Raw genomic sequence first — 16,889 nt, forward strand, 5'->3', positions numbered from 1 at the left:
TGGTCAACTACCTAATTTTCAGGGAAAAAGTACCTGAATTTTCCCCCTGATCACTCCCATGCCTGGTACTTTTTGATTGACAAAAAGTCTAAAAGTCTTACCCAACAAGGTTTTTAGATTTATTCAGCAGACCCTACTTATAATTACCGAGATGCCAGTAGGGATCGTTAAAGGTTGAGCGGGGGACAAGGAGCAAAAAGCCCCTTGAACCCCAGCGAATAGAGGGTCAAAAGTTATCAAAATATTTGACAAAATTGCCACTTTATGGTAGGAAATTGGGTCATTATTATCCCTTAAATTTTAAATTTCATCCCATCCCGTTAAGCCAGAAGACATAACATAACTGGTAACGGTTGCTTCAAAAAAGTTAGCTTTGGTGTGGCCTTCTTTTTTGGTATCGGAGAAGCGTTCCAGATGGTTATAGGGACTTTTGTTATACTTTTCTTCCTTGTATAAAGGCTCAAGTCCGATCGCTTTCAGCCGAATATTAGCGAGGTATTTGGTGTACTGTTCGGTACTGTATTCGGTAATACCTAAAATGTCGTTGCCAACAATGTGATTTGTCCAGCGACATTCGTGTTTAACGGCCGTATCGAACATCTCATAAATCTGTTCAACAGAATGGGAAAAAGTTGCCATGGCTTCGGGAATAAGTTTCTGATACAAACGGACGTGACTTAATTCGTCCCGGTTGATCATTTTGAAAACGTCAGCACTACCGGACATTAGCTGTCGAGAAGCGAGATTATAGAAAAAGATAAAGCCGTTGTAAAAATACAAACTCTCTAGCAAATAATCGGCAAGAAGGGCGATAAAATAGCTTTCAGTAGTTTTTTTGTCGATGTATTGCTGGTAGAGACTAGCAATAAATTCACAGCGATCCTTGAGAACTTTATCGGTGCGCCAAAAGTCATAAACTTCGCCTCGGCGATCGGAGGGAATAATCGTTTCAATTAAGTATTGATAACTTTGATTGTGCATGGCTTCTTGAGAAATTTGTTCCGCCATACAAAGACTAATTTCTGGCGCAGTGACGCTACCTTTTAGGTGGGGAATATTACAGGTTTGCACGGAATCAAGAAAAGTTAGATAGGACAAAATACCATCATAAGCATATCTTTCTTCGTCGGTAAGATGCCCGTATTCAGTCACGTCTTGAGTGATATCTAATCGTTGCGGAATCCAGAAATTTTCGCGCATTTGTTGATATAAACCCACCGCCCAGGTGTAGCGGACATCGTTTAATTGCATCAGGTTGGTGGTGTTACCAAACCAGATCGAACGGTTTTCGATCGCATCATCTCCCGCCGGATTGAAGATCGGGGAAATGGGCATCGAAGGGCAAGAATTAACTAAATGTAAGGACATGATTACTTGGATATTATGGCACTTTTAGGTTATAATATATTTTCGGTAAAAAGTCAAATCTTTTGATTAGGAATAAATTCAAAATCTAGGGCTTCTGCCAAAGTAAATGGGCAATAGTTCGGGAATTTCTCTAGGTTTATTCCTGTTTCAATGGCGGCTTTTTTTCTGGCCTTATCGTAGCATTTTTTTAAATTTTCTTCTGTTAAAAAAATCTTAAGACTAGGGCTATTTTCTAAATCTTCTTCGATTCTTTCGCGATGCTCAAAAAGGGTTAATGCCCAGCTTCTGGTTTGTTTTTCTGGCTCTTGTAAGTATTTTAGTAAATGCCATAAAATCACAGTTAGATTACTTTTAAGGGCTTTCTGTTGACTGATAGACATAGATTTTATTTCGTCAATTAAATTCTCTAAATCTAACTCAGAAAATTGATTATTTTCCAGTAAATTAATGGTTTTATCTAACCAGAGATAGTAATCTTTTTCGTATAAGTTCTTTTCCATAATTATCCCCATTATTTTGATATTTCAGGAAACCAATCCTCATTTAACGCCTGTTCTATAGTGCAAATTGGAGCTAAACTGACCAAATTTTCAGCCATTCCAGATAATTCGATCAAAGAAATACGAGCTTCTTGAAAAGAGTTGTTAAAAATTTCAATTAGATAAGGCTGTAGACTAGGACTATCGGCAATAATTCTTTTTATGGCACGACGGAAATTCCTAATTTCATTTTTCCATCCTCTTTGATTATATTCTAATTCCGATTCCCAGTAAGCTAGTTTCAGCAAATGTTCTAATAACCGAGTTAAATAACTCTTTAAACTTTGTCGTTGGCTTTTGCCCATGTCGCTAATTTCCTCGATGAGATTATCCAAATCTAAATCGGAAAATTGATGATTTTCTAGTAAAGATATGGTTTTCTCTATCCAGAGATAGTAATCTTTTTCGTATAAATCACTCTTCATTGCTTAATCCTCTCCGAGAAACTCAGGAAACCAATTTTCATCTAAAATTTGGTCGATTGCTCCAATAGGTGTAGAACTTAAAAGTCTTTTATCGATGCCAGAACCTTCGATAAATAGATGGCAAGCATCCTCATAACATTGCTCAAGAATCTCGGTGAGGTAAGATACTAAGTTTGTATTATAAGTTCCATCCTTTTTGTTGCTAATAATTCTTTTTATTTGAATGCGAAAATTTAAAATCTCCCGTCGCCACTTGTTTTTATTGTAATCGCGCTTAGGTTGCCAATAAGTTAATTTAAGTAAATGTTCCAAGAGTTTAGTTAGTAACCTCTCTAACTTCTGACGTTCTCTTCTGGACATATCTTTTATTTGTTCAATTAAATTTTCTAAATCCAACTCAGAAAACTGGCGATTTTCTAGTAAAGATATGGTTTTCTCTAACCAGAGATAGTAATCCTGTTCGTATAAAGTCTTATCCATAGCTGTGATTAGGTGATGAATAAGACTTATCTTAGCGGGAGCATCTCACTTTTGTAACCCCTAAATCAGGTTTTTATGTCAAGCTATTTTGAAAGCCTTGCTAGAAACCAGTTTTATGGATAAGTATAATTACTCACTTGCATAAATGAGATGCTCCCTATCTTAGCCTTAATTAGCGCAACTAGAACAACTATCGTCAGACTCTCGAAAATTGTCCTTTTGTACGGTACGGATATAATAAATCGCTTTACACCCCAATTCCCACGCCATAACTAGGGTATCAAAGATATCTTTGGCAGTGAGACAACGGTTAGGTTCTGCGGGGAAATAAACCCCTTCATTGAGGTTGAATAATAACTCCATAGAAATCCCCGTATCGATCCATTCTTGCATAGTAGCGATCGCTTTTACCACCTGCTGCTGTTCGAGATTTTTATTCTCTGAATAAAACCAGAAAGCTTCTTCAATAAAAGGTGGTGCGATGGGAACGGTTCCCTTTGCCCATTTATCGTAGAAAAAGCGACTATAAACCGGCAAAACACTAGCGGTACATCCCTGTACCAAACTAGAGGAAGTATTAGGAGCAATGGCGGTAATATGGGAATTACGGATGCCAAATCGTTGAATATCTGCGGCTAATTGTTGCCATCTTTGCGGTTGCACCGCATTATTTAAAAACCATTCCACTGGTTTTGCTCCGATTAATTTACCTTGGCTCCATTCACTACCCAAGAAAGCTTGATAAGCACCGCGTTCTTTGGCTAATTCCATCGAGGAATAGGTACACCAATAGCCAATTTCTTCAAATAAATTACTAATTTCTGACAGGTTATTGTAGGATAATTTCCGTTTAGCTAACCAGTCAGCCAATCCCATTGCCCCTACCCCAATAGTGCGATATTTATCGTTGTGGTTTTTAGCATTATCAAAGGGAGGATTAGTGATATCGATAGTATTGTCGAGAATCCTGACAGCGATTTGACAATTAGACTCGATTTCTTCCTTGTCGATGTTGGCTAAATTAAGGCTAACTAAATTACAGCAATGGGCAGTTTTATCGGGGGTGACATTGCTAAAAGATTCGGTGCATTGTCCTGTTAGAATGCCGTTAAACATTCCCAGATGACGCTTGGGTTCTGTAAAACAGTAGGTGTCATCTCGACGACAGGTTAACTCTACCGATTCAATGCGGATAAACTGAGTGGCTGAACGTTGGGGTTCTTTTAAAGTCCATTGTAAGCGATGGGTTTTAAGTCCCAATTGACCAAGTTGAAATAGTCCGACAGAATTAATCAGTAAACGATATTTTGGTTGACAGAGATATTCTTGATAATTTCCCTTTCCATTTGGCATCAATTTATAGCCACCGTCATCCATAAAAGTAACTTTGGCATCAACTCCTAAAGTCTGTAACATGAGGCGAATATCGAGCAAAAATTGCTGGTTAACAGCAGCAATCTGGAGAGACTCGTTAGAACCATTGCGGGCAACTGTTCCATCGGCATCAAGTAAACCAGCTAACCATTCTAAACGAGATTTAATTGTGTAACCATTGAGAGGAACTGTAAATTTACTGGGAATATCTAACGGGAGTTTACAGACGATCCGATCTTGTTTACTGTCATGATATACCGCTAGGGTATCGGTTTCTTTTCTCCAAAAAGTACCTTTTTCAATAGAGCCATTTCCCCGATATTTGTTACGAATAGCCAATAAGGGAAGTAACTCTTTTTTAACTCCGTATAGGTCAACTTCTGGCATTCCATTGTTTCCGTAACTCCCATCTCCAGAAAAGAATCCTGCGGTGTAGGCGTAGGGAAAGTCAAGATCATTTTCTGACTGGACGAGAGGCAGCTGGTATTTAATTAATTTATCTCCTTGTTTGAGGTCTTTTGCCTCGACAATTTCCACGGTTCCCTTGTAGTTTTTCTGAAGGTAAAACTTATGGTAGTAAGTACATTCTAAGGCCTCTCCGTTAGAGAAATTTACCTTTAATAAAGGCTGGTTTTCTCCAGTCTTTTTAACTAATACTTCTGACCACTCCAATCCATTCCAGACATTAACATATTCCCCCACCAAATCAGCGATTGCTATTTGTCCTCGGTCAGTAAGAATTTTTGTTTCTCCCGCGACGCATAAATTTACACCGGGGATATAGCCATCGTGTTTATTAGGATTAGCGCGATTGATGGTATCTTTGAAGGCAATGTAGGGCATTCCTGTTTCTACTTGGGAACGCATGATACTTTTAAATAAGTCCCGGGCATTGATTTTTTTATAGAGGAGAATCTCTTGATCTAAATTAGCTTCTACTAAACGATAGGCCTCTTCAAATTCTTCCCCCCATAGTTCCGCTAATTCTATACCTAATTTATTGCGAACTTCGTAGGGATCTACTAATGTCCACTCGTCTTTATTTATCACCCGACGCATGAATTCATCGGTGATAACTAATTGGGGAAAAACATCATAAGCTTTGCGTCTTTGATCACCGTTTTCTGTCTGCATTTCCAGAAATTCTGGCACATCTAAATGCCAGATGTCAACACCGATAGTTACTGCCCCGGCGCGTCTTCCCCCCTGATTTACTGCAATAGCTGTATCGTTGAGTAATTTAATCCAAGGAATAATCCCCCCGGAAGCATTAGCTTTCCCCATTACCCAGCTACCAGTGGCGCGAATTCTACTCACATTCACCCCGACACCGCCACCATTTTTTGAGATGCGGGCAGCATTAGTAAGCTCGTCGAAAATGCTTTCTAAACTGTCGTCAATGGAGAGGATAAAACAACTGGTTAGGGAACCTTTGGGAGTGCGTAAATTGGCTAAAATTGGGGTGGCGAGAGAGATTTTTCTTTGAGCGATTGCTTGATAAAATTTCTTCGCCCAGGGGAGTCTATTAGCTGGTTCTTCCACAGTGGCAAGCAGTAAGGAACAGGTTAATAATGCCTCTTGGGGTAACTCATTTTTGAGTAAATAACGGCTAGTGATTAACAATGCTCCGGCGTAATCATAATCGATGTCCCAATCGGGATTAATCCAAGAACCAGCTTCTTTTAATTCTGCCTCGGAATAGATGAGAATCCTTTCGTCGTACAGCTGATTTTTAACTTGAGTTTTGACGGTTTTCTCGTAATTTCCGTACTGATAACCCCGGGCTACTAAGGTATCTTTCCAAAGACTCCAAATATGCAATCTTCCCGCCACATAGCGCCAATCCGGTTCCTCTGGACTACACATTTCTAGGGCGCAATTAATTAAATTATCCTGTATTTCCCTAGTGGTAATCCCATCCCGCAGGCGTGTGGTTAAACCCGCTTCTAAGGCGATTGAATTGACTTTTTTGCCCTCACAAGCCCACTCTACCACGTCGCGAATTTTGCCGATATTTAAGCTTGTGGTGGAACCATCGCGCCGAATCACTCTAATTCCATGGCTGCCCATATTAGCTAAAGGGGTAGAACGAAAGGGGATTACTTCGTTATTTTTGTGAATGGAGACGGCAGTAGTCAAGGGCTTTGATTGCATAATTAGGAAATTGCGGCGTTAAAAAATTTGACAAATTAATCTATTTGTACTAGAGTATTCTATCAGATTTTCTGGGAAAACACAACATCTAGCGTGTTAAATAATCCTATCACTCTATATATGGTATAGCCAGGATTATTTTGTTCCCTAAAAACAGTGTTTTGGATGACATTTTCTGGAAAAAATTCTTGATTTTTTCCAGAAAATAGTTCTTTTGTATGCTTGACAAAAGAACTATTCTTTGATAGCAAAAACAGATTGACAAAATACTTTTGATCCGATTCTGCTTGACTGCTGAGGAGGTTGTGGTCAGACTTTATTTGTTCTTAACTTTTCGATAATTTAAGACAAGAGTGGATTAAAAGTCAAATTTCCTCTGAGAACCTCTGAGAGAGTGAATTTTCTCTTTTCGCTATTTAGTGGCTTACCGCTAAAATAATAGAACAAAAACGCTATATATAGCGTCTAGCGAGTAGAGGACAAGGATGAAATATTTAGAAGAATGGCGTGATAGCGGGGTGGATGCGGAGTTAATCGAACTCAATGTCACCGGTTTAGCGGGGTTATCTCCCAGTGAATACCTACTCTACTCCCAAGAATTACCGCGACGCAATGATGGCAGAGTTAGGGACGATATTCTCAAGCGTTATGAACATATCAGTCAAGGCGGTTGGTGGTGTTCAGGAATTGACTTATTAACGGGTAATTATGACCTTTGGGGCTGTTTTAAGCCCGATTTTCCCCGTTTAAGCCTTGATAAGGCTAAACCGATTAAGTACGAACATCCTCCCCAAACCCCTACGGGAGTCTTTGCTTTGCGGGTTCCCCTGAAAATTTGGCAAAGGATAGCCCAGCATACCAGTATTAATATTTTAACTGAAGAAGTGGATAATAAGCAAGAGGATCTCGGTTTTTGGTCCTGGGTAATTAAACATCCAGAGATACCTATTTGTCTTACGGAAGGAGCGAAAAAAGCGGGGGCATTACTAACAGCAGGTTATGCGACAATTGCCTTACCCGGAATTCACAATGGTTATCGTACTCCCAAGGACGAATTAGGTAGAAGAATCGGCAAATCTCATCTAATTCCGCAGCTAAAAAAATTAGCTAATTCAGGACGAAAGATTTATCTAGTTTTTGATCAAGAAACTAAACCAAAGAACCAACAAGCGGTTAATTTAGCTTTACAGAGAATGGGTTATCTATTCAGTCAGGCTAACTGTCAGGTAAAGGTGGTTACTTGGGATGCTGCTGACGGTAAAGGGGTGGATGATTTACTAATCAATCGAGGAGAAGATTACTTCCAACAAGTCTATCAAAAAGCTACCTCTTGGGAAATTTGGAAGGCAGCGAGTTTAAATAGTTTAACTCTCCCACCTCATCTAGAGTTAAATAGCCGTTACTTGCCAGATATTGCTATCCCTACATCAGCGCAGTTAATGGCGATTAAATCGGCTAAAGGTACAGGAAAAACTGAGTTTTTAGCTAAGATAGTTAAACAGGCTATTGCCAATCAACAAAAAGTTTTAGTTATTGGTCATCGAGTCAAACTGGTAGAGGAGCTATGTCAACGCTTTGGTTTAAACTATATCAGCAAAGTTAGAGATAATCCTGCGGCACAAATTTACGGTTATGGTTTATGTATTGACTCTCTCCATCCCCAATCACAAGCTAAATTTCATGCGGAAGATTGGCAAGGAGCTATGATTATTATCGATGAGATCGAACAAGTTTTATGGCATGGGTTAAATGGGGATACTTGTAAAACTAATCGAGTAGTAATTTTAAAGTCTTTAAAGTCTCTACTACAAACTGTGGTCAGCAGCGGGGGAAAAGTCTTAGTTGCTGATGCTGATTTAAGTGATATTTCCCTAGAATATCTAACTTCTTTAGCAGCTATTAAACTAGAAACTTTCTTGATTAGTAACGATTGGAAACCTAATTATCAGGAAGCTTGGCGAGTTTATAACTACTCTGATAATACTCCCCAACAGCTAGTTAAGGATTTAGTTAAACATATTAAAGACGGAGGAAAACCTTTTGTTTGTCTATCAGCACAAAAATTAACCAGCAAATGGGGGACAATTACCCTAGAATCTTATCTAAGAAAGCAATTTCCTCAGAAGAAAATTCTGCGGATAGATTCAGAGTCATTGCCAGATTCTAGTCACGCTGCCTATGAAGCGATTGGCAATTTAAATCAGTTGTTGCTTAACTATGATATAGTTCTAGCTAGTCCTGCGATCGAAACGGGAATTAGTATTGATATTCAGCAACACTTTACCTCGGTTTGGTGTTTAGCACAGGGAATTCAAACTCCCACTTCTATCGCTCAATTTTTAGGGAGAATTAGAGAGAATATTCCTCGTTATATTTGGTCAGCAGTGTACGGATTTAATCAGGTGGGTAATGGTTCCACTTCTATCCCCAAACTTCTCACCTCTGGACACCGATTAACGGAGGTTAATATTCGCTTACTACACCAATCAGATTTAGAATCTCTTGAGGATTTAGATACAAATTTTCAAGCGGAATCTCTCCTCTGCTGGGCAAAAATGGCTGTGCGAGTAAATGCTTATATGCTTAATTATCGTCAGTCAATCTTAGGTATTTTACAAGCAGAAGGTCATAGAATTAAAGAACGGAATCAGGAAGAAGAACTAGAAATAAATAATCAGTTAACGGAAGCAATTGAAGAAATTAGGGAACATAATTATCGTTCTGAATGCGAGGCAATTGCCAGCGCAGCCGAGATCACGGAATCAGAATATCGTTGGCTTAAAAAACAGTTAATTAAGTCAGTGAAAGAAAGGAGAATTATCAGGAAATATGACCTATACAAACGCTATGGAATTCCCGTCACACCGCAATTAGTGATTAAAGATGATCAGGGATGGTATCAAGAACTACGCTTACATTACTTTTTGACAATTGGGCGACAATTTTTGTGCGATCGAGATGCTTTAATTGCCCGTAAACTGATAGAATCAGGTCACGGAAGTTTATTTATTCCCGATTTTAATGGTAGTCAATTAGGAGTGATTATCGGGACGTTAGAAGTGTTAGGAATTCCCGTATTATTAGCTAACCCTGAAAGAGAATTAACTAATCATGATGCCGATTTACAAAAAATGGCCGAAATCGCCATTAAAAACCGCAACGAGATTAAAACTATCACCAAGATTAACCTCTCTAATACTTCCCGTCCTCTGACGATTATTCGTAATTGTTTAAACTTGTTAGGTTATGAATTAACCAGCAAGGGCCGCCAGAGAATTGCTAAAAAATCTCTAAAAGTTTATCAGATTGTTGCCCCTCAGGATGGTAGAGAACAAGTGTTTCAACAATGGTTATTTAGAGATGAAAAATGTGCGGGAAGTTCTGAGATTTGGTATGAGGACTATCTCTTTTCTCTCACCCAGAAACCATCTCTAGGCGAACCGGAAAATGCTTATATTCAATTAAGTCTAGAATTATAGTCTAGCTATGGGGAAAATTGCCTATTTAAGCGACTTTTTTTCCTAAAATGACCACATCAGCCAGAAAATCGTCTAGATCGGCAATTTGAGGTAAATAACCCCATCGTTGAAAGCCGAATTTTTCAAAGAGACGAATACTGGCTTGATTGTGGGCAAAAATAATACACATAAGATTAGATATACCCAATTTGGGACAGCGATTCAGGGCATATTCTACTAATAATTTACCGGTTCCACGACCTTGATAATCGGGGGCAATATATAAACTAACCTCTGCCGTTTTTTGGTAAGCGACACGACCATAAAACATCTGTAAACTCAGCCAACCCACCACCCGACCTTCGATCGCTATTACCCAGATGGGATACTGTTCAGGATCGTGCTTTTTAAACCATTCTCGCCGACTTTCGAGGGAAATAGGCTTTAAATCTGCGGTGGCCTTGCGAGTGGGAACAGCAGCATTATAAATCTCGATAATTGTTGGTAAATCTGTTTCTTTGGCCTCGCGAATAATCATAGAATATCAAGTAAAAAGTCAAAAGTAAAAAGTCAAAAGTAAAAAAATAATATTTCTTATTTTCTACCTACCTATCGGGTTGATTCTCAGGATGAAGTATAACCTAATTTTGCCTCTTTATCCAGCCATCTTACTTTAAAATTGAGTTTGATAGCGGACGGTAAACTCATTCAAATTGTAATCGTAGGAAAAGCGAATAAAAGACTGGGAATTGACTCGATAGACGGTTTCCAAATTGGGAAGAATATTAAAATCCGTTGCCCTGATCGCATTACTAACCGCATTCTCCACATCATACACGACCCCTTGGGCTAAGAGGGGAATCGCCAACTGAACCACTCCAAATTGAATTAATTGTTCTGTATTTTTTCCCTGTAAACCATTAAAAACCGACAGCAATTGTTCCCCCAAAAGTCGAATGATTTCCCCTTGGCTGCGGGGGGGAGTGCTGGTTAATTTAACTAGGGGAGTATTAAGCAATCCCTCATCTTCACCTCTAGCAAAAGCCACTGCTTGTAAACAATTAGCAGCTTTTTGTAATTCTGTATCTGTATAGTTTTCCTCTAGGGGAAAAGGTGGACTATCGGGACGAATTTGGCACACTTCATTGAGATTACGTCCTAAATTTGGTAGCAAGCGGTTTAATTCCCCTTCAACGCTGAGGGTGACATCGATCCTTTGAATGCGATTGAGGCTATCATCGGGAATTTCATTGCTAGGAAAATCTCCCCCCGGACGGGAGATAGCAAAATCGCGAGATTGAGAAAATTCGCTGAGAATTGTTCGCAGTTGAATATTAACAAAGGGATTAAAAAGTCCCAACCCGCGACTAGAATCGAAAACAATAACATTTTGATTGCGTCGGTTAAGAAGAAAACGAGTATCGATGTAACTAACCCGTCCTCGATCGAGATTAATCACTCCATTGGTTTGTAATTTCTCCAGTGGAGTGAGCGGACCGTTCAAGGTTAAAGCACCACTAAAATCAAATTGATACAAAGGTTCTTGTTCGATTGATAATCCTGCTAAAGACACTTGGAAATTATTTAAAACTGGAGTAATATTTGTCGTCTGAGGAATGTTGAGAGGCTGCAGCCAGCGACTCACTGGTTTATCCGTTTCTTGATTAATTTCTGCTGTGCGAGGAAGAAAAACTTTCCCCCTAGAAAGACGCACATTACCCCCGATAATTGGTTGCTGAATTGTTCCTGTCACCATGGCATTCCCAGCAATTAATCCCCGATAAAGACCATTAATTGCTATATCTCCCTCTTGAATATTAACTGTTAACGGATTAGGATTATTTTTGATGGCTTGAAAGAAAGGTAAAACTCCCACCACAGAAATTTGTCTGTCAGCGATCGAGCCTTGTAATTCCTCTACTGTTAAGCTTTCAGGGGTTAACCCAATGCGGCCATTTACGGTTAAAATCTCTGGAAAAGCAACACTGCGGATAGCGGCATTATTAAGAGTAACTATACCATTTGCTTCTAAATCTTTGATTTTTAAGCCCTCTTTTATATCTAATCTTCCCATCGCTGAAAGAACTACCTCTCCCTCACCGTTAACCCATTCGATGGCGTTTTGACTGATAGCTTCAATTAATTTGATTGCATCGGTTCCCAATTTTGCTTGGATTTTTAATTGATCATTACCTGGTAAGGGAGGATAGGGAATGCTGGCATAGATTTGGATTGATTCGGAGGAGGTTGTCCGCAAATCAAAACGATACTGATTATAGGTAAATAAACCAATTATATCCTGATTAATATTTTGGGCATTAATTGCACCGTCAATAAAGGCAAAATTACCCTGAATACGAGGATTTAATAAGGTTCCTGCAATTTGTCCTTGAGTTTTTAGACTACCGGATACATCCAAGGGAAACTGCACAAAATTTCTCAAGAGATCCAGAGAAAGATTTTCCACGGCAAAAGTTCCCTCTACTTTTTTTAGGGAAAAATCACCCGCTAAAAATACGGAAGAATCTCGTGATTTTAATCTAATCGGTTCTATCCTGAGTAACTGACGATTTAAGTTAAGATTAATTGTTACTTCATCAATAGGAATTAATTGGGTATCGGTGGTGACAATTCCGAGAGGGTTAACAATATTTACCGTCGGTCTTTGGGGTCGCCATTCCCATCTATTGCCCTGAAATTTTACGCTAAGATCTGGATTTTTTAAAGTCCCAGTTAAGGCTATATTTGCTTGATAACGGCCGCGAAAATCTAGTTCAGAAGGTATCCCGACTACCCCTCTTTCCCTTGCTAATTGCTGGATTATTTCTTCAATTTTTGCCCGCAAATTTACCCGTTCTGCTAGGGAAGCTTCGGGATTACCTACTTCTAGGGGACTAAGTTGAATAGCTGGGTTATTTTCGGAGGAGAAAAGGGTGATTAAACTGGTTAAATCATAGATACTAGCAACTGATAATAAATCTTGAATATAACCTTGATCTACCCTGAGTTTAGCTTCTATTTCCTGGGTCTGCCAATTAAATAAACCTTGCAGATTATATTGACTTGCACCCGCTTGTAAACTCCCCTCTTGCAGTTGAACTATGGAATCCCGATAAACCAAATTTGCCGTTAATTTTTCCCCGATTAAGTTACCTAAACTAGGTCGGTTAATCTCTAGTTGTCCCTGTCCCTGTAAGTTAAATAAATTGATGTCTAGATTAGCATTTACTTGTCCAGCAATAATCCCCGGAACATTGTAGGCTGCCGTGGGAGATATTTTCAGGATTTCTAGGGGAAAATCGGCAATCTGAACATTTAAAATTTCTCCGCTTCGTTTAGCTGTTGCTAAAAAAGGAGTTTTATTTCCAAAAGCTTGGCGAATATTTATCCCTAAGGGAAGATAGGGCAGCAGACAATTATTTTGTTGACAAGGATCGAAAGTTAGGTCAATAATGTCCTGATTTCCCCGCAGATTTAAACTAATATTTTGACCGATTCCTGCTTGCATACTTCCTTTTAAGATAGGTTCAAAGGGTCGATCATTAATGCTAAAGTTAGCTAAATTTATATCTCCTTTGATTTGTATATTTCCCACTTTTTGCCAAGCAGTTAAGAGATTTTTTCCTGTGATTTGTCCTTGAAATTCTCCGATCCCTGTCATGGTCGATTCTCTGGGTTTCAAACGAGGATCGATCGGTAAAAGCGATATAATCTCAGCCAAGGGTACAGTAGCAAGGTCTGTTTTTGCCTGTAGATTTAAGTTAACCTCAGCGATATCGGGTTGACTGATAAGATTAGCTAAAAGAATATTTCCTCGCACATCAAAGCTATTTTCTCCCCACTGTGCCGAGAGATTATTAACCTGAATTGGTGTTACTCCCTGCCAAATTTCTTTAATATTTCCTGCTAAATTCGCCCTAAAATCTAAGTTAGGAATCGAGATTGATTTTATTCCTGGCAATTGTCCTAGTACGGCAGCGGGATCGAGATTAGCGGCAATAATATCACTTTGCCAGAAATTATTATTCAGTTGTGCCTTAGCTTTAATTTCTCCTTTGGCTACATTAATACGAGAGTTAAAAACTGCTTTGATACTGCTTAAGTTGAGTCGTTTTTCTTGCAGGGAGTCGAAAATAGTTTGGGCATTTCCTGCTGCTTGAAAACTGGTTTGGGAAATATTCAACGGTAGGGGAATATTAGTCTGAAAATTCTCTAAGCTACTGAGAATATTAAAAATACCGTTGTTTAACTGAATATCAGTATTAATCGGATTATTATCCACTAACAACCGAGTATTTACCCTAGCATTGACGGTGGACAAATTAGGGATTTTTCCCGCTAGTAAATTATTGATTGCACTGGTGAAATTGACTTGGGTTTTTCCTAGACTAACAGGAATATTTATATTGGGTAAAAACGGATTTAAGTTAATGCCAGCTGTATTAACTATACCGCTTAAAATACCTTTTTCCAGTTGGGCAGTAGTTTTTAGGGATCGATTATTGACAAATAACTGTATATCTCCCTCTCCGCGCCAAGTTTGTAAATCCGTTAAAGTACCGCTAATCAGAGAATTTATCCTGCCAGCAAAGCTGATTTTTGCCCTGCCTAAACTGACGGGAACTGTTAAATTTTCCACTAGAGGATTAAGACTAATCCCACTGGTATTAACTGTTCCTGTCATGAAACCTTGATTCAGTTTGGCTGTGGCAATTAAAGGATTATTATCTACTAATAACTGCATATTACCTTGAGCTTGCCAACTGCTGAAAATATTATTTTTATTATTTATTAATTCTCCTAAATAACCTTGTAAATTAATTTGTGATCGCACTAATTTAACCTGGGTTGGTAAGTTAGGCAATAGGGAATTAATCGGCAATCCCGCTAAGAAAGCGTTAGCCTGAAGATTTCCTTGCAATACTTGACTATTGACTAAAATTGTGCCTTGTTTACTGCTAATTTCTAAGTTAGCAACTCCGTTTAAAGTATTAATATTAAGTTGGTCAATTTGGCCACTAACTTGAATATTAGCTGTCTCTAAATTTAAGGGTTCTAAGGTTTCTAGGTAGGGGCAAATGCTATCTAAATATTGACAAACAAGAGGCACAAAAGGAGTCAACAAAAAGTTATTACCCGTGATTTTTGCCCGGACTAATTTGCTAGTAAAATCCCTATTACCATTAACCTGTAGTTTGCCGCCATTTGTTTTAATGACCGTATCAGTTAAATTTATTTTGTTGCCCCCTAAAAATACTTTACCCTCCCCGGCAACATTGATTAATCCTGACTGATTAACCGTGGGTATTTGCCAATTAATTAATAATTGTGGCAGTCCTAAACTACCCCTAGCTTTAATATTAGCTTGCAGATCGTTTATATTAATTTTAGCGGAAATTGTTGCGAATTGAGATAAAATTTTTCTCGTGGGAAAATGCGCTTGTAAATTCAAATTAATCGGCATTTTTGTCCCGTCAAGAGGTTGATTTTTTTGCAGGGATTGCAGAATATTTAACTGCAATTTTCCTTCTCCTTTAATTTCTCCACCTGCGACGGGTTTAATTTGAATTTTATCTAAATTAAGACGATTGAGATTTGTTTGAAAATTACTGGTTATTGATTGAATAGGAATTTGCTCAAAAATAATCGGTTTGCTGTTGCTAACGGTTCCTTTAATTAGAGGTTGATCTAGTTTTCCCGTCACTTGAAAAGTAGAGCGCGCTTCTCCCCGTAAATCTAGAGGTGATTGCAGATAAATAATTCTTAAAAGTTGTTGTAAATCCACCGATTCTAGAGCGACATTGAGATGATAACCAGTTTGCCAATTTACTTCTCCTCTCACCTCAGTTTTAATCTTGCCAATAGTTGCGTTCGCCTGTTCAACTAATACTTTGTCTCCCTGTAAATTTAACTTAGTTGTTAGCTTAATTGGATACTGAAAAGGTTGGAATTTTCCCGCTACTTCCCTCACCTGAAAATTGCCATTACCTTGACTTTGATTTAGCTTTGCCCAACTGGGAATATTGAGAGCAATATTAGCATTTACTTCTCCTTGATTTAATTGAAAATTGCGATTAGGAATTAAAGTTAATAGTTTACTTAAGTTTAAACGGTCGATCTGAAGATTAGTTAGGCTTTCACCCGTTTTTAACGCCGTTTCTCCTTGAATTTTTACTTGACTTTTGAGGATTTCTGCGCTAAAATCGTAGGTGAGAGGCTGCCTTTGATTATCAATAAATCTTCCTTGACCATCGGCCTTAATTTCTATCGGTTTTTTCAGGGCATAGGGTTGGATAGTAAGAGCTGCCTTCTCCACCTGAAACCCCAGATTTAACTTAATGGGTGCCTCCCGATCAAAGTTACTAGCTATTTTTTCTAAATTATCGAGCCATTGACCATTTTTATCCTGATCGAGATAAATACTGGGATTAATTAACTTGACATCAATCGGCAGCGGCAGACCTAAAAGTAAGGGCAGCGGATTTAATCCCAATTCGATCGCATCAATAGATAAACTATCAGCAGAATTGGCCGTAGCTGGAATTTCCGATTTACCGATACGAATGCGATTAAAATAAAAGCCCTCTATCTTACCTACCCTGACGGGTCTGTGCAGCATTTCACTGAAGATATTGTCTAAAATTGGGGTTAGACGTTCATAAACTAAATAACGAGTCGTAAAATAGCCAAGGGAGGTAATTCCTAGGAGAGTAATTCCCCCAACAATTAAAGTAGAAGGCCGGCGGACAAATCGACCGATACTCAGAAAAAGATTAGGACGAGGAGAAGGATCACCAGGGGAGTTACTCATCGAAAAACTGGGGCTGAAACCCCGCCCTTTAGCGATAGCGGAGGGCGGCTTTATATGAATTAGTGAGAAACAATTAAACCGTTAGAACGACGAATTAACTGAATCTTGCTAACAGCTATCTGTCCCAATCGTTGACCATTGGTATCGCTTACAGATAACTGTTTTTCGGTATCTCCACTAACATAACCAATTCCTTTGGGAGAAGAAACTAAATCTCCTTTACGGAACCCATGTCTTGTGGTAGAGCCACCATATTTACGTCGTTTACCACCTTTAGAAA

Annotated in this window: 8 protein-coding genes and 1 pseudogene; 1 reads left to right on the forward strand and 8 read right to left on the reverse strand. The window is 38.8% G+C overall.

What is annotated here, in order from left to right:
* Positions 1 to 300: 300 nt before the first annotated feature.
* From IM319_RS05320 to IM319_RS05340, 5 genes are all read right to left on the reverse strand, one after another.
* Complete coding sequence (locus tag IM319_RS05320; RefSeq protein ID WP_287078108.1) at positions 301 to 1,368, reverse strand: ribonucleotide-diphosphate reductase subunit beta; 1,068 nt, start codon at positions 1,366 to 1,368, stop codon at positions 301 to 303.
* A 53-nt stretch (positions 1,369 to 1,421) separates the two neighbouring features.
* Complete coding sequence (locus IM319_RS05325) at positions 1,422 to 1,868, reverse strand: DUF29 domain-containing protein (protein ID WP_287734923.1); 447 nt, start codon at positions 1,866 to 1,868, stop codon at positions 1,422 to 1,424.
* 11 nt (positions 1,869 to 1,879) lie between these two features.
* The gene (locus IM319_RS05330; protein WP_287734924.1) at positions 1,880 to 2,332 is read right to left on the reverse strand and encodes a DUF29 domain-containing protein; all 453 of its coding nucleotides are present in this window, start codon (positions 2,330 to 2,332) and stop codon (positions 1,880 to 1,882) included.
* Positions 2,333 to 2,335: 3 nt separating this feature from the next.
* Positions 2,336 to 2,812, reverse strand: coding sequence for a DUF29 domain-containing protein (locus IM319_RS05335; protein WP_287734925.1), 477 nt, complete (start codon positions 2,810 to 2,812; stop codon positions 2,336 to 2,338).
* 168 nt (positions 2,813 to 2,980) lie between these two features.
* Positions 2,981 to 6,340 carry a ribonucleotide reductase N-terminal alpha domain-containing protein gene (locus IM319_RS05340; protein WP_287734926.1) on the reverse strand — a complete coding sequence of 1,120 codons (3,360 nt, stop codon included), beginning with the start codon at positions 6,338 to 6,340 and terminating at the stop codon, positions 2,981 to 2,983.
* Between the two features lie 485 nt (positions 6,341 to 6,825).
* Between IM319_RS05340 and IM319_RS05345 the strand changes: the two genes are divergently transcribed.
* Positions 6,826 to 9,819, forward strand: coding sequence for a plasmid replication protein, CyRepA1 family (locus tag IM319_RS05345; protein ID WP_287734927.1), 2,994 nt, complete (start codon positions 6,826 to 6,828; stop codon positions 9,817 to 9,819).
* Between the two features lie 25 nt (positions 9,820 to 9,844).
* On the opposite strand, the gene IM319_RS05350 is transcribed toward IM319_RS05345, so the two are convergent.
* The 3 genes and pseudogenes from IM319_RS05350 to IM319_RS05360 form a co-directional block, all read right to left on the reverse strand.
* Positions 9,845 to 10,336, reverse strand: a complete 492-nt coding sequence (locus IM319_RS05350; RefSeq protein WP_287685838.1) for a GNAT family N-acetyltransferase — start codon at positions 10,334 to 10,336, stop codon at positions 9,845 to 9,847.
* A 135-nt stretch (positions 10,337 to 10,471) separates the two neighbouring features.
* Positions 10,472 to 16,609 (reverse strand): translocation/assembly module TamB domain-containing protein, encoded by a 6,138-nt coding sequence (locus tag IM319_RS05355; RefSeq protein WP_287734928.1) that lies wholly within the window; start codon positions 16,607 to 16,609, stop codon positions 10,472 to 10,474.
* Positions 16,610 to 16,668: 59 nt separating this feature from the next.
* Positions 16,669 to 16,889 (reverse strand): annotated as a pseudogene (locus tag IM319_RS05360) (hypothetical protein); the annotation flags it as partial.

This window comes from Microcystis sp. M113S1, from assembly GCF_020246945.1.
Classification (GTDB): Bacteria; Cyanobacteriota; Cyanobacteriia; order Cyanobacteriales; family Microcystaceae; genus Microcystis.

What these genes read in the sequence shown, in the direction of transcription:
- IM319_RS05320 (WP_287078108.1), bottom strand. Translation starts at nt 1,368, where the DNA reads ATGTCCTTACATTTAGTTAATTCTTGCCCTTCGATGCCCATTTCCCCG.
- IM319_RS05335 (WP_287734925.1), bottom strand. Translation starts at nt 2,812, where the DNA reads ATGGATAAGACTTTATACGAACAGGATTACTATCTCTGGTTAGAGAAA.
- IM319_RS05330 (WP_287734924.1), bottom strand. Translation starts at nt 2,332, where the DNA reads ATGAAGAGTGATTTATACGAAAAAGATTACTATCTCTGGATAGAGAAA.
- IM319_RS05355 (WP_287734928.1), bottom strand. Translation starts at nt 16,609, where the DNA reads ATGAGTAACTCCCCTGGTGATCCTTCTCCTCGTCCTAATCTTTTTCTG.
- IM319_RS05345 (WP_287734927.1), top strand. Translation starts at nt 6,826, where the DNA reads ATGAAATATTTAGAAGAATGGCGTGATAGCGGGGTGGATGCGGAGTTA.
- IM319_RS05340 (WP_287734926.1), bottom strand. Translation starts at nt 6,340, where the DNA reads ATGCAATCAAAGCCCTTGACTACTGCCGTCTCCATTCACAAAAATAAC.
- IM319_RS05350 (WP_287685838.1), bottom strand. Translation starts at nt 10,336, where the DNA reads ATGATTATTCGCGAGGCCAAAGAAACAGATTTACCAACAATTATCGAG.
- IM319_RS05325 (WP_287734923.1), bottom strand. Translation starts at nt 1,868, where the DNA reads ATGGAAAAGAACTTATACGAAAAAGATTACTATCTCTGGTTAGATAAA.